Origin of the sequence: Kosakonia sp., assembly GCF_032104925.1 — a bacterium.
Taxonomy (GTDB): Bacteria; Pseudomonadota; Gammaproteobacteria; order Enterobacterales; family Enterobacteriaceae; genus Kosakonia.
Map to the genome: position 1 here is coordinate 264,839 of NZ_DAMCGF010000004.1, position 13,859 is coordinate 278,697.

10 protein-coding genes are annotated in these 13,859 nt (G+C 53.3%); 6 read left to right on the forward strand and 4 right to left on the reverse strand.

What is annotated here, in order from left to right; all coding sequences use genetic code 11:
- Positions 1–2: 2 nt before the first annotated feature.
- Entirely contained in the window at positions 3–791 is a 789-nt protein-coding gene (gene ssuC, locus RT644_RS10575) for an aliphatic sulfonate ABC transporter permease SsuC (protein ID WP_313626594.1), read from the forward strand.
- A complete protein-coding gene (ssuB, locus tag RT644_RS10580) occupies positions 788–1,564 on the forward strand; it encodes an aliphatic sulfonates ABC transporter ATP-binding protein (protein ID WP_269231338.1) in 777 nt (258 codons plus the stop codon). Before ssuC ends, ssuB begins: the two co-directional genes overlap by 4 nt.
- Positions 1,565–1,769: 205 nt before the next feature.
- Here the strand turns inward: ssuB and pepN are convergent, their stop codons facing one another.
- Positions 1,770–4,382 carry an aminopeptidase N gene (gene pepN / locus RT644_RS10585; protein ID WP_160270830.1) on the reverse strand — a complete coding sequence of 871 codons (2,613 nt, stop codon included), beginning with the start codon at positions 4,380–4,382 and terminating at the stop codon, positions 1,770–1,772.
- 263 nt (positions 4,383–4,645) lie between these two features.
- On the opposite strand from pepN, the gene pncB reads away from it, so the two are divergent.
- The 4 genes from pncB (at position 4,646) to RT644_RS10605 (ending at position 10,531) form a co-directional block, all read left to right on the forward strand.
- Positions 4,646–5,848 (forward strand): nicotinate phosphoribosyltransferase, encoded by a 1,203-nt coding sequence (pncB, locus tag RT644_RS10590; RefSeq protein WP_313626597.1) that lies wholly within the window; start codon positions 4,646–4,648, stop codon positions 5,846–5,848.
- Between the two features lie 159 nt (positions 5,849–6,007).
- Positions 6,008–7,408, forward strand: coding sequence for an asparagine--tRNA ligase (gene asnS / locus RT644_RS10595; protein WP_313626598.1), 1,401 nt, complete (start codon positions 6,008–6,010; stop codon positions 7,406–7,408).
- Between the two features lie 602 nt (positions 7,409–8,010).
- Positions 8,011–9,153: a porin OmpF gene (gene ompF, locus RT644_RS10600; protein WP_313626600.1), complete on the forward strand. Its 1,143-nt coding sequence runs from the start codon at positions 8,011–8,013 to the stop codon at positions 9,151–9,153.
- Positions 9,154–9,340: 187 nt separating this feature from the next.
- Entirely contained in the window at positions 9,341–10,531 is a 1,191-nt protein-coding gene (locus tag RT644_RS10605) for an amino acid aminotransferase (protein ID WP_269231342.1), read from the forward strand.
- Between the two features lie 45 nt (positions 10,532–10,576).
- Here RT644_RS10605 and RT644_RS10610 read toward each other — a convergent pair whose 3' ends face one another.
- From RT644_RS10610 to ldtD, 3 genes are all read right to left on the reverse strand, one after another.
- On the reverse strand, positions 10,577–11,224 hold the full coding sequence (locus RT644_RS10610) for an MBL fold metallo-hydrolase (RefSeq protein WP_313626603.1): 648 nt from the start codon (positions 11,222–11,224) through the stop codon (positions 10,577–10,579).
- A 26-nt stretch (positions 11,225–11,250) separates the two neighbouring features.
- On the reverse strand, positions 11,251–11,799 hold the full coding sequence (locus RT644_RS10615; RefSeq protein ID WP_020457248.1) for a YcbK family protein: 549 nt from the start codon (positions 11,797–11,799) through the stop codon (positions 11,251–11,253).
- A gap of 188 nt (positions 11,800–11,987) precedes the next feature.
- Complete coding sequence (gene ldtD, locus RT644_RS10620; protein ID WP_313626605.1) at positions 11,988–13,790, reverse strand: L,D-transpeptidase; 1,803 nt, start codon at positions 13,788–13,790, stop codon at positions 11,988–11,990.
- Between the last annotated feature and the right edge of the window lie 69 nt (positions 13,791–13,859).

The window sequence follows — 13,859 nt, forward strand, 5'->3', positions numbered from 1 at the left end:
TTATGGCGGTAGAAAAGAAATGGCTCCTGCACATTGCCCCCTGGCTACTGCCGGCGGGGATTGTGGTGGTGTGGCAAATCGCCTCCTCCACCGGCTTGCTCTCCACGCGCATCCTTCCCTCACCGGAAGGCGTGCTGGAAGCATTCTGGACATTAAGCGTGAGCGGTGAATTGTGGCAACACCTGGCGATCAGCTCCTGGCGCGCGGTAATTGGTTTCTCGATTGGCGGCACTATCGGTCTCACACTGGGGTTGATTAGCGGGTTGTCGCGCTGGGGAGAACGTCTGCTGGATACCTCCATCCAGATGTTGCGCAATGTGCCGCATCTGGCGCTGATCCCACTGGTTATCTTGTGGTTTGGTATCGATGAGAGCGCGAAAATTTTTCTTGTCGCGCTCGGCACGTTGTTCCCCATTTATATCAATACCTGGCACGGCATTCGTAATATCGACCGGGGATTGCTGGAGATGGCGCGCAGCTACGGTTTGTCCGGTTTTGCGCTCTTTGTTCATGTGATCCTGCCCGGCGCGCTGCCGTCGATTATGGTCGGGGTACGCTTTGCGCTCGGCCTGATGTGGCTGACGCTGATTGTTGCCGAGACAATTTCCGCCAACGCCGGAATTGGCTACCTGGCGATGAACGCCAGAGAGTTCCTGCAAACGGATGTTGTGGTGGTAGCCATTATTCTCTATGCCCTGCTCGGCAAACTGGCCGATGTGAGTGCGCAATTGCTGGAGCGCCTGTGGCTGCGCTGGCATCCCGCTTACCACGTGAAGGAGGCAACAGCATGAATACGGCGCGTCTCACTCAGGGGATCCCGTTGTTATTAAACGGCGTGAGTAAACGTTACGGCGATAACACCGTCCTCAGCGGGCTGGATCTGCATATTGCCGCCGGGCAGTTTGTCGCCGTGGTAGGCCGCAGCGGTGGAGGCAAAAGCACATTGCTGCGCCTGCTGGCCGGGCTGGAAACCGCCAATGCCGGAGAGCTGTTAGCGGGCAATACACCACTGGCGAATATTCAAAACGACACGCGGATGATGTTTCAGGATGCCCGGCTGCTGCCATGGAAGTCTGTGATAGATAATGTTGGTTTAGGGTTGAAAGGCCGCTGGCGGGAAGCCGCACAGGATGCGTTACGCGCGGTCGGGCTGGAACAGCGAGCCAGCGAGTGGCCAGCAGCGTTGTCCGGCGGGCAGAAACAGCGGGTCGCGCTGGCACGGGCGCTGGTACATCAACCGGGTTTGCTGTTGCTCGACGAACCCCTGGGTGCGCTGGATGCGTTAACCCGTCTGGAAATGCAGGCACTGATTATGGAGCTGTGGCAGACACACGGTTTCACGGTGGTACTGGTGACGCATGATGTCAGTGAAGCGGTAGCGATGGCGGATCGCGTCCTGTTAATAGAAGAGGGAAAAATCGGGCTGGACCTAGCCATCGATCTGCCGCATCCGCGCCGCCTGGGTTCGGTGAGACTGGCAGAACTGGAAGCGGAAGTGTTGAATCGGGTGATGAAACGCAGCGAGTCAGAAACCGTTCCGTTACCAAAAACTCGTCACGCTTAATGTTCTGTAGTAACCAGCACAGGTCGCGCCCGTTAAGGTTTATTGCTTATTGAAAACCACGCTCTGTCGGCGCAGTCGTCAACCGGTTTGAATTCAGCCAGGTGGGCGGGGGTAAATCACGGACTGGTATACGCGGCTTTATAACGGTTTTGGCGCGCCCTTTGCGGGGAAAACAGTGCCGCCTTCGGTGAAGGCGGCATTTTTGTTACGCCAGCGCTTTGCTGACTTTCTCGTACAGATCGCCGGAAAGGTTCGGCAACGCTTTTAACTGCTCCAGCGCCGCACGCATCATCGCCTGACGTTTAGCGTCATAGCGTTTCAGGCGGATCAGCGGCTCAATCAGACGCGATGCCACTTGCGGGTTACGGCTGTTCAGCTCGGTTAGCATTTCCGCCAGGAACTGATAGCCGCTCCCATCCAGCGCATGGAACGCTGCCGGGTTGCTGCTGGCGAAAGCGCCAATCAGCGAGCGGATGCGGTTCGGGTTGCTGAGGGTGAACGAGCGGTGTTTCAACAGGCTGCGCACCGTTTGCAGCACATCTTTCGCCGGGCTGGTGGCCTGCAGAATAAACCATTTATCCATCACCAGACCGTCGTGATGCCATTTGTCATCGTATTCCTGCATCAGCGCATCGCGGCACGGCAGTTGCGCGGCAACCGCCGCCGAAAGCGCCGCCAGCGCATCCGTCATATTATCTGCGTCGTGATACTGCTGGCTCACCAGTTTGTCTGCCAGTTGCGCATCGCCAAACGCCAGGTAACGCAAGCACGTGTTACGCAAAGAGCGTTTGCCGATATCCGCATGTTCAACGCGGTAGCTATCGAGTTTGTACGCGTTGTACACCGCCAGACACTCATCCGCAAGTTCGGTGGCAAGCGTGCGCGTCAGCGCTTCGCGTACCGCCGCGATGGCCACAGGATCGATGGTTTCAAACAGTTCGGCGATCTCATTTGCCGACGGCAGCGTCAGGATCTCTGCGGCAAGCGCAGGATCAATCGTCTCGTCCAGCAGGATCGCGCGAAACGCATCCGCGACATGCAGTGGCAGCGACAGCGCCTGGCCCTGCTGATGGCGCGCAACGTTCAGTTTAATGTGCGTAGCCAGCAGGCTCTGCGCCGCGTCCCAGCGGGAGAAATCGTTACTGGCGTGGCGCATCAGGAAGGTCAGTTGCTGATCGCTCCATTTATATTCCAGCTTCACCGGCGCAGAGAATTCACGCAGCAGCGACGGCACCGGCTGGAAATAGACGTTATCAAAGATAAAGGTCTGTTCCGCCTGAGTGACGTTCAGGACGTTATGTACCGGGTGCCCGTCTTTCTGCAACGGGATCACTTTACCTTCGTTATCGTAAAGTTCGATATCGAACGGGATATGCAGCGGCAGTTTGTCTTGCTGTTCGGCGGTCGGCGGTGTGCGCTGGCTGATGGTCAACGTGTATTGCTCAGTGTTCGGGTTGTAATCATCGTGCACCGTCACCACTGGCGTACCGGCCTGGCTGTACCAGCGGCGGAAATGCGACAGATCGATGTTTGACGCATCCTCCATGGCCTGCACGAAATCGTCGCAGGTCGCCGCGCTACCGTCATGACGCTCAAAATAGAGCTGCATCCCTTTCTGGAAATTCTCTTCGCCAAGCAGCGTATGCATCATGCGAATAACTTCCGCGCCCTTTTCATACACCGTCAGGGTGTAGAAGTTATTCATTTCAATAACTTTATCCGGGCGGATCGGGTGCGCCATCGGGCTGGCGTCTTCGGCGAACTGCAGACCACGCATGGTGCGCACATTATTAATGCGGTTTACCGCACGGGAGCCCAGGTCAGAACTGAACTCCTGATCGCGGAACACCGTCAAGCCCTCTTTCAGGCTGAGCTGGAACCAGTCGCGGCAGGTTACGCGGTTACCGGTCCAGTTATGGAAGTATTCGTGACCAATGACGCGCTCGATATCAAGGTAATCTTTATCGGTAGCGGTATCGGTGCGGGCAAGCACGTATTTCGAGTTGAAGATGTTCAACCCTTTGTTTTCCATGGCACCCATATTGAAGAAGTCGACAGCGACAATCATATAGATGTCGAGATCGTATTCGAGGCCGAAACGCTGTTCGTCCCACTTCATAGAATTTTTCAGCGAGGTCATCGCCCACGGTGCACGATCGAGGTTGCCGCGATCGACATATAGCTCCAGCGCCACTTCACGCCCGGAACGGGTGGTGAACGTATCGCGCAGCACGTCGAAATCCCCAGCGACCAGCGCAAACAGATAGCAGGGTTTCGGGAACGGATCCTGCCACTGTACCCAGTGACGACCATTCTCCAGTTCGCCCTGATCAACACGGTTGCCGTTAGAGAGCAGGAACGGATAGCGGGTTTTATCGGCAATCAGTTTGGTGGTAAAACGCGCCAGCACATCCGGGCGGTCCAGGTACCAGGTAATATGGCGGAAGCCTTCCGCTTCACACTGCGTACACAGCGCTTCACCGGACTGGTACAGCCCTTCGAGCGCGGTATTCGCGGCCGGGCTTATTTCATTCACAATGCGCAAGGTAAAACGCTCTGGCAAACCATCGATCACCAGTTGGGAGCCTTCTTCTTTATAGTTGGTCCAGGGCTCATCATTTACGTGAATGGAAATCAGGGTCAGCTCGCCGCCATCCAGGCGCAGCGGCACAGCAGAGGCGCTATGGCGTGACACTTTGCTCAGCGCAGTGACGACGGTTTTGGCGGCGTCAAGGTCAAAGGTCAAGTCAATATCGCTAATCAGGTAGTCCGGCGCACGGTAGTCGTGACGGTATTTGGCTTGTGGCTGTTGTGTCATAAAAAACCTTTAGCATCTTCTGTTGGTTACGACTCCAGTCTATTCCGGTTGCCGCAAACGCGCCACGCAGAATCTTCATCTTTTCAGAGGGAAAAGCTCTGTCTGCTACATTTTTATAACAGTCGGCACGAAATGCCATCGACCCATTCAACGCCTTATGGTGTGATCAGGGTTCAATAACCAGGTAAACAAGGTATACTCCAGCGACATTCTGCTTTGTTTATTGTACTAAACGCTCCTGTAAGAGGATGCTACTGCGCACCATGACTCAACTCGCTTTCTCAGGTCTGCAAACGCTGCTGGATACCGACGCTTACAAGCTGCACATGCAGCAAGCGGTGTTTCACCACTATTATGACGTGCATGTGTCGGCTGAATTCCGCTGTCGCGGCGATGACCTGCTCGGTATCTACGCAGATGCGATTCGCGAACAGGTCGACGCGATGCAATCGTTGCGTCTGCAAGATGACGAGTATCTGTGGCTGTCCGGCCTCCCCTTCTTTCAGCCTGACTACCTTAACTGGCTCCGTCATTTTCGTTATGACCCGCGCCAGGTCACGATTACTAACGACAACGGCAAGCTGCATATCAGCCTTTCCGGTCCGTGGCGCGAAGTGATCATGTGGGAAGTGCCGCTGCTGGCAGTGATCAGTGAAGTGGTTCACCGCTGCCGTTCGCCACAGACTGGCGTGCAGCAGGCTCTGCTGCATCTGGAAGAGAAACTGGCGGATTTCGCTGCGCGCACCGCGCAGGTAGATATGTCCGGTTTCCGTCTGATGGATTTCGGTACGCGCCGCCGTTTCTCCCGCGATGTGCAACAAGCGATAGTCGAACGGTTGCAACAAGAACCCTGGTTTATTGGCACCAGTAATTATGACCTGGCCCGCCGACTGTCGCTGACCCCCATGGGCACCCAGGCGCATGAGTGGTTCCAGGCACACCAACAGATCAGCCCCGATTTGGCCACCAGCCAGCGCGCGGCACTCGCGGCCTGGCTTGAGGAGTATCCAAACCAACTGGGGATTGCGTTAACAGACTGTATTACGATGGATGCGTTTTTACGTGACTTCGGCGCGGAATTTGCAACCCGTTACCAGGGGCTACGCCATGATTCTGGCGATCCGGTGGAATGGGGCGAAAAAGCGATTGCCCACTATGAGAAACTCGGCATCGATCCTCTGTCGAAGACGCTAATATTCTCGGATAATCTCGATCTGAACAAAGCGCTGGATCTCTATTGCCACTTTGCCGATCGCGTCAAGCTGGGCTTTGGTATCGGGACACGCCTGACGTGTGATATTCCCGGCGTAAAACCGCTGAATATTGTTATTAAGCTCGTTGAGTGCAACGGAAAACCGGTGGCAAAATTATCCGACAGCCCCGGGAAAACTATCTGCCATGACAAGGCGTTTGTTCGCGCCTTACGCGAAGCGTTTGACCTGCCGCAGGTCAAAAAAGCCAGTTAATAGCAGGGAGCCTGGGGGCTCCCTTCTTTTTTGCCAATAATTTATTAATGGTTCCTGCGAATTCTGCTTGTCTGATGGCGTACGCCAGGTAACATAGATATCCCCCCTAATCGGGCGGACAAGTGTTTATTTTTTCCGACTATTAACAGAGAGAATATTATGAGCGTTGTGCCTGTAGCCGACGTATTCCATAGCCGCGTGGCCGTTGACAGTGAAGTCACCGTACGCGGATGGGTACGCACCCGCCGAGATTCTAAAGCTGGTATCTCCTTCCTCGCCGTTTATGACGGCTCCTGCTTTAATCCTGTACAGGCCGTTATTAATAATTCTCTGCCCAATTACCATGACGAAGTGCTGCGTCTGACCACCGGTTGCTCCGTTATCGTCACCGGCAAAGTCGTGGCGTCACCGGGCGAAGGCCAGAGTCTGGAAATTCAGGCGACCTCTGTCGACGTCACCGGCTGGGTTGAAGATCCGGATACCTACCCGATGGCGGCAAAGCGCCACAGTATTGAATATCTGCGTGAAGTTGCTCACCTGCGCCCGCGCACTAACCTGATTGGCGCGGTTGCGCGCGTTCGCCACACGCTGGCGCAGGCGCTGCATCGTTTCTTCGACGAACAAGGTTTCTTCTGGGTATCTGCGCCGCTTATTACCGCGTCGGATACCGAAGGCGCAGGCGAAATGTTCCGTGTCTCCACGCTGGATATGGAAAACCTGCCGCGTACTGCGGAAGGCAAAGTCGATTTTGATAAAGATTTCTTTGGTAAAGAAGCTTTCCTGACCGTTTCCGGCCAGTTGAACGCTGAAACCTATGCCTGCGCCCTGTCCAAGGTTTATACCTTCGGCCCGACGTTCCGCGCGGAGAACTCCAACACCAGCCGTCACCTGGCTGAATTCTGGATGCTGGAACCAGAAATCGCTTTCGCCGATCTCGACGATAACGCCCGTCTGGCTGAAGCGATGCTGAAATACGCCTTTAAAGCGGTGCTGGACGAGCGTCTGGACGACCTGAAGTTCTTTGAAGAACGTGTGGACAAAGACGCGATTGGCCGTCTGGAGCGTTTCATCGCGGCAGATTTCGCTCAGGTTGATTACACCGATGCGGTCGCCATTCTCGAAAAATGTGGTGAGAAGTTCGAGAACCCGGTGTACTGGGGCGTTGACCTGGCTTCTGAACATGAACGTTACCTGGCCGAGAAACACTTCAAAGCACCGGTGGTGGTGAAAAACTACCCGAAAGATATTAAAGCGTTCTATATGCGTCTTAACGAAGATGGTAAAACCGTGGCGGCGATGGATGTGCTGGCACCGGGGATCGGTGAAATCATCGGCGGTTCGCAGCGTGAAGAGCGTCTTGATGTCCTGGATGCCCGTATGGCAGAAATGGGGCTGAATAAAGAAGATTACTGGTGGTATCGCGATCTGCGCCGTTACGGCACTGTACCGCACTCCGGCTTCGGTCTGGGTTTTGAACGCCTGATAGCCTATGTGACAGGCGTACAGAACGTGCGTGATGTGATCCCTTTCCCGCGGACTCCGCGTTCCGCAACATTCTGATGTTCTTAAGGCCAGCGCTATCGCTGGCCTTTTTCATTTATGTGACGCCTGTCAACTTTCATTAACAGTTCACGAGTGTTCCCACCAATCCCCGCCGCGTTTTTTACCCTTCTTTGCGCTTTTTTACACCTGAAAAACTTTTGTACGTAAATCCCCCAAACCGTTTATTGCGGAATATGTCAGCCTGTTAATTAGCACTTTTGGTTAAAATAAGCACAGCAATCTGGATGGCTAAATGCCGTTATAAGAAAAAACACGACACGCGCGTTTCGCGGATAAGAAAAGCCTTTAGCTTAATTAAATATAAGTAATTCATATAAATAGCAATGATATCGCTCATTAAATCAGCACCCGGTGCTGAACTTTGAGATGGTTCACAAAGTTCCCAAAAATACATAAAATCTTACACAATATTTCTTTTTGTTACTGCTTTAAGACATTTGTAGCACTTTCAGGGTAGCGAAACGTTGTTATGTTTGGAAAGATGCCTTTCAGACACAGAAAGACACCAAACTCTCATCAATAGTTCCGTAAATTTTTTTTGACGGAATTTATTGGCGGCAGTGGCAGGTGTTCAAAAAAACCAATGAGGGTAATAAATAATGATGAAGCGCAATATTCTGGCAGTGGTTATCCCTGCTCTGCTGGCAGCCGGTGCAGCTAACGCTGCAGAAATCTACAACAAAGACGGCAACAAAGTAGACATCTACGGTAAAGCTGTAGGTCTGCACTACTTCTCTAAAGACAACGGTGCCAACAGCTACGGCGGCAACGGCGATAAAACTTACGCTCGTCTGGGCTTCAAAGGCGAAACTAAAATCAACGATCAGCTGACCGGTTACGGTCAGTGGGAATACAACTTCCAGGGTAACAACTCTGAAGGTGGTACCGATGCTCAGAAGGGTAACAAAACGCGTCTGGCATTCGCTGGTCTGAAATTCGGTGACGCAGGTTCTTTAGACTACGGTCGTAACTACGGTCTGGTATATGATGCAATCGGCGTAACCGACATGCTGCCAGAATTCGGTGGTGATACCGGAAACAGCGATAACTTCTTCTCTGGCCGTAACGGTGGTCTGGCAACTTATCGTAACCACAACTTCTTCGGTCTGGTTGACGGTCTGAACTTCGGCGTACAGTACCTGGGTAAAAACGAGCGTGCTAAAAAACTCACTGATAGTGCGGATGACATTACTCGTTCCAACGGCGACGGCTGGGCTACTTCTGTAAGCTATGACTTTGAAGGCTTCGGTATCGTTGGTGCATACGGCGCAGCGGATCGTACCAATGTTCAGGAAGCAAATGATGCGTCTGCAACTGGCTATGGCGCAGCTGGTCAGAAAGCCGAACAGTGGGCAACCGGTATCAAATACGATGCGAACAATATCTACCTGGCAGCATTGTATGGAGAAAGCCGTAACGCAACTCGCCTGAATACGACCCCGCCGCGCAGCGTTGAGCGCAATGGTTACCTGAACAAAACTCAGGACTTCTCCGTTGTTGCACAGTACCAGTTCGACTTCGGCCTGCGTCCATCCATCGCTTACTACAAATCTAAAGCGAAAGATGTTGAAGGTATCGGTAGCGAAGATTACATCAACTATGTTGAAGTTGGTGCTACCTACTACTTCAACAAAAACATGTCCACCTATGTTGACTACATCATCAACCAGATTGATAAAGATAACAAACTGGGCGTAGGTTCTGACGACACCGTAGCAGTAGGTATCGTTTACCAGTTCTAATCAGTCACCCTCGACTGTTATATGCATATCAAACAGGGCCTTTGGCCCTGTTTTTTTATGCCTGTAAGATAAATTACGATGAGTTTTGAAAAGCATCGCGCTTTTTATCGCAAACGGTTGGCAATTCCTGTGTCAGCCGTTAACCTGATAGCGGATCTCCCTTCTGTCATCAAAATGGAACCTCGTCATGTTTGAGAATATAACCGCCGCACCTGCCGACCCTATTCTGGGTCTGGCCGATCTGTTTCGCGCCGATGAACGCCCCAATAAAATCAACTTAGGCATCGGTGTCTATAAAGATGAAACCGGCAAGACCCCGGTGCTGACCAGCGTTAAAAAAGCCGAGCTTTATCTGCTGGAAAATGAAACCACCAAGAACTACCTCGGTATCGACGGTATTCCTGAGTTTGGCCGTTGCACGCAGGAACTGCTGTTCGGCAAAGGCAGCGCGATTATCAATGACAAACGTGCGCGCACCGCGCAAACACCTGGCGGTACGGGTGGCCTGCGTGTGGCGGCAGATTTTCTCGCTAAAAACACCTCCGCAAAACGTGTCTGGGTGAGCAACCCGAGCTGGCCGAACCACAAAGGCGTATTTAACTCCGCCGGGCTGGAAGTGTGTGAATACGCTTATTACGACGCGCAAAATCATGCGCTGGACTTCGAGGGTCTACTGGCAAGCCTGAACAATGCCCAGGCAGGCGATGTGGTGCTGTTCCACGGTTGCTGCCATAACCCGACCGGTATCGATCCAACGCTGGAACAGTGGGAAACACTGGCGAAGCTGTCCGTTGAAAAAGGCTGGCTGCCACTGTTCGACTTCGCTTATCAGGGCTTTGCTCGCGGCCTCGAAGAAGATGCTGAAGGATTACGCGCGTTTGCTGCGCTGCATAAAGAGCTGCTGGTTGCCAGTTCGTTTTCAAAAAACTTTGGTCTGTACAATGAACGCGTCGGTGCCTGCACATTGGTGAGCGCAGACGCGGAAAGCGCCGATCGCGCATTCAGCCAGATGAAAGCCGTTATCCGTGCTAACTACTCTAACCCGCCAGCACACGGCGCTTCCGTGGTTGCAACCATTCTCAGTAACGAGGCTCTGCGTGCCATTTGGGAACAAGAGTTAACAGACATGCGCCAGCGCATTCAGCGTATGCGCCTGCTGTTTGTTAATACCTTGCAGGAGAAAGGGGCTAACCGCGATTTCAGCTTTATCACCAGACAGAACGGTATGTTCTCGTTCAGCGGCCTGAGCAAAGAGCAGGTGCTGCGCTTGCGTGAAGAGTTTGGTATCTACGCGGTTGCTTCAGGGCGCATTAACGTCGCAGGCATGACGCCGGATAATATGTCGCCGCTGTGCGAAGCTATCGTTGCCGTACTGTAAGTTACAGCAGCAACAAAAAGGGTCGCCGAAGCGACCCCTTTTTATTTACCAGACAGGTAATTCATCTTGCAGAAACGGATTGTGCAACCGCTCATTTCCCAGCGTAGACATCGGACCATGTCCGGGAAGGAAAGTAACATCATCACCGAGCGGCAACAATTTGCGCTTGATGGAATCAATCAATTGCCCATGGTTGCCCTTCGGGAAATCGCTGCGCCCTACACCGCCTTTAAAAATCACATCGCCGGAAATCAGCAAACGAGATTGTGCATCAAAGAACACAATGTGCCCCGGCGTATGACCAGGACAGTGCAATACCTGCAGCGTTATTTTACCCACCGTGACGCTGTCGCCTTCATTTAACCAACGATCGGACGTCAGCGGCTGGCACTCCTCCAGGCCAAACATCCGGCTTTGTGCCGGCAGGCCTTGCAGCCAGAACTCATCTTCTTTTTCCGGGCCGATAATCGGCACACCATAATGCTGCGCCAGTTCGGCTGCGGCGCCAACATGATCAAGGTGACCATGCGTAAGCAGGATCTGCGTCAGTGTCACGCCTGAAGCATCCACTTCCTGAATAATCCGTTCGGCGTCACCACCGGGATCGACCACGGCGGCAAGTTGGGTCTGCTCACACCAGATAAGCGAACAATTCTGGGAGAACGCGGTAACCGGAATAATACGATAGTTCATACTGCTCCTGTAGCTCAGCCTGAGTTTTACCAGTGCCTTACCGGCCCGGTATCAATATGCACAAAGTTGCTGCTGGGGTAGTATCCTACACCACCCGCGCGCAGAGATAACGCGGCTTTGCGAATATTACTCAGCGAAATCCCTTCAATATGGAAATCCATGGCCTGACCTTTGGTGTGATAGCTCTGTTTCGCCACACCGCGGCTGTGTGCGCGTAGTTCATTGTTGGTATCAACAGAACGGTAACCGGAGATCAGTTGCACTGGCTTGCGTGTTCCCAGCAGCCCTTGCAAACGGAAAAGATGGTCGAACAAACGAGGGTCGATGGTTTTGATTTTATTCGCGCGGTAATCACGGAAAAAATGATTAAGTTTTGCTAATTCATCCTGAATATAGCCCCTGCCATCGAAAAACTCAGCTTTAATAGATTCACCGGTATTCAGATTATTCAGCGTCAAAATACGCGGGCGCGGCGTGGAAAGGGTGGCAAAAGCCGGTGTTGGTAAGATGGCAGCACCGAGTGCGACCCCACCCAACGCCAGCAGTTTGCGGCGATTAGCGTCAAATTTATCCATGATAATAAATTCTACAGATAAGCAATGTTGAACAAAATTTATGCACTCGTATAGCGCACGAGAGGCACCTTACCGGGCAACAAACGCCACGTCAAGGCTGCCTCATCCCAGTAAATACGGGCTCTGTAGCCTCCAGAGCCCATTTTCTACCAGTTATTACGACAACACGCTGACTGAAACTGCTTCATTTATCTGATTAATTGTTCAGCTTTCGACAAGATTTGTGCACCCGATCGCGCCGTCAGATCATAATTGTAAATATCTGTACGATACTGCGTCCGCCCGTCAGCCCCGACAAAGGCGGTCAGGTAATAGAGATTGACCGGGATATCATGACGAATATTGACATAACGCGTATCTCCCTGTTTTAGCGCATCAGAAATCCGCGTATCGTTCCATCCCGCATCCTGCAACAGCATATTAGCGAGCTCAGAGGCTTTATTGACACGCACGCAGCCAGAGCTCAATGCCCGTGCCTCTTTCTGGAACAGATTATGGTTCGGCGTATCATGCAAATAGATAGCGTCCGAGCTCGGCATATTGAACTTATAGCGTCCCAGCGAATTCTGCGCACCAGGAGCCTGCTGGAAACGGAATGGTAAGTTCGCAGGCGTGATGGTCGCCCAGTCAACCATGGACGGGTCGATCGCTTCCTTGCTGTTCCATCCTCGCAATACGGTATAACCGTGGCGCTCAAGATAAGCCGGATCGTTCCATACCTTCGGTAGAATATCCTTACGCGCCAGCGTTGGCGGCACGTTCCACGGCGGGTTAACCACCACGTTGTTCAGCGCGCTGCTCATCATCGGCGTTTTGCGGTCCGGCCGGCCCACGATCACCCGTGATGCCAGCACCTGGTTACCGTTGAGGTAATAAACCAGCGAATATTCAGGAATGTTGACCATGATGCCGGTCGAAAGCGTGCCCGGCAGCAAACGCAAGCGCTGGATATTCAGTGCCAGTAACCCGGCGCGCTGCGACGGACTTACGTTCAGCCAGTCGCGCGTCCCCTGGCCAATCACGCCATCCGCATGCAACCCTTGCCATGCCTGGAAGCGTTTGACCGCTTCCACCAGTTGGCGGTCATATGCCGCGCGCGTCGGCTGCGCTTTTTTTACGTGCTGAGCCGAAGGGCTAACGGCGACGTTATCACCCGGTAAGGCGATATTTGGTCCCCCCTCCAGCATACCGGTGCGCTGCAGGATCTCACGCAGTGCCGGAATATCATTGCTCCACTGCCCCGGACGCAACGTCACCGTGCTGGTGATTTGCGGCCACGGACGAGCATCGCCCACCAGCGCCAATAGTGACTGGTGCATAGCAGCATACTGCGGGTGATGTGGTGCAAGATGATCGATAAAACCAGGCAGAGATCCATTGTCCAGCGCCAGTTGCCACTGGTTAATGACCGAAATGGCAGGCGTTGTGAGTGCATAAGGTTTGTCGCTATAGAGCCAGCGCTGGCCCTTCGACTGGATACCCGAGACAAAGTGCAAATATCCCAGCATCGCATCAGACAGCACAACATCGCGCGCCATGCCGGAAACCGCGGGATCGGTGAGTAATTCAACCCAGGTAGTAAATTGTGGCTGAAACCCTGCAATCGCTACTTCTGCCAGTTGCTGCTGAAACGCCTGCACCGCCTCGCGGTTATCCCACATCGGTTTTTGCCCGCGCGCGGCGTATAACGCAGCGAGCTGATCCATATAGACCGGCGTCCAGTTGGCTGGCAATTGCGACTGAAGCTGTGCGCGCACATCAACAACGGAAACGCCAGACGGGAAAGGTTTCACGCCGATCAACATCGCCGTCGCAGGTGACTGTTCCTGCGGCTGCGGCAGCACGGTTGGCTGCTCACCTGGCGTCGCCGAGCTATCCACCGGCACGATTTCAGGCTCATCGGCCTGCACACTAAACAGTGGAGCGAATGCGAATGCCAGGCATAAACTCAGCGCCGGCATTCGACGACCATACGACTTCTTAAGCAACATCCCTTGCCCCCTGTTTCTCTTACATTGCTCGTGACAAATTCGTCACCTTTCTCTCAGTATATAAAGACA

What these genes read in the sequence shown, in the direction of transcription:
- ssuC (WP_313626594.1), top strand. Translation starts at nt 3, where the DNA reads ATGGCGGTAGAAAAGAAATGGCTCCTGCACATTGCCCCCTGGCTACTG.
- ssuB (WP_269231338.1), top strand. Translation starts at nt 788, where the DNA reads ATGAATACGGCGCGTCTCACTCAGGGGATCCCGTTGTTATTAAACGGC.
- pepN (WP_160270830.1), bottom strand. Translation starts at nt 4,382, where the DNA reads ATGACACAACAGCCACAAGCCAAATACCGTCACGACTACCGTGCGCCG.
- pncB (WP_313626597.1), top strand. Translation starts at nt 4,646, where the DNA reads ATGACTCAACTCGCTTTCTCAGGTCTGCAAACGCTGCTGGATACCGAC.
- asnS (WP_313626598.1), top strand. Translation starts at nt 6,008, where the DNA reads ATGAGCGTTGTGCCTGTAGCCGACGTATTCCATAGCCGCGTGGCCGTT.
- ompF (WP_313626600.1), top strand. Translation starts at nt 8,011, where the DNA reads ATGATGAAGCGCAATATTCTGGCAGTGGTTATCCCTGCTCTGCTGGCA.
- RT644_RS10605 (WP_269231342.1), top strand. Translation starts at nt 9,341, where the DNA reads ATGTTTGAGAATATAACCGCCGCACCTGCCGACCCTATTCTGGGTCTG.
- RT644_RS10610 (WP_313626603.1), bottom strand. Translation starts at nt 11,224, where the DNA reads ATGAACTATCGTATTATTCCGGTTACCGCGTTCTCCCAGAATTGTTCG.
- RT644_RS10615 (WP_020457248.1), bottom strand. Translation starts at nt 11,799, where the DNA reads ATGGATAAATTTGACGCTAATCGCCGCAAACTGCTGGCGTTGGGTGGG.
- ldtD (WP_313626605.1), bottom strand. Translation starts at nt 13,790, where the DNA reads ATGTTGCTTAAGAAGTCGTATGGTCGTCGAATGCCGGCGCTGAGTTTA.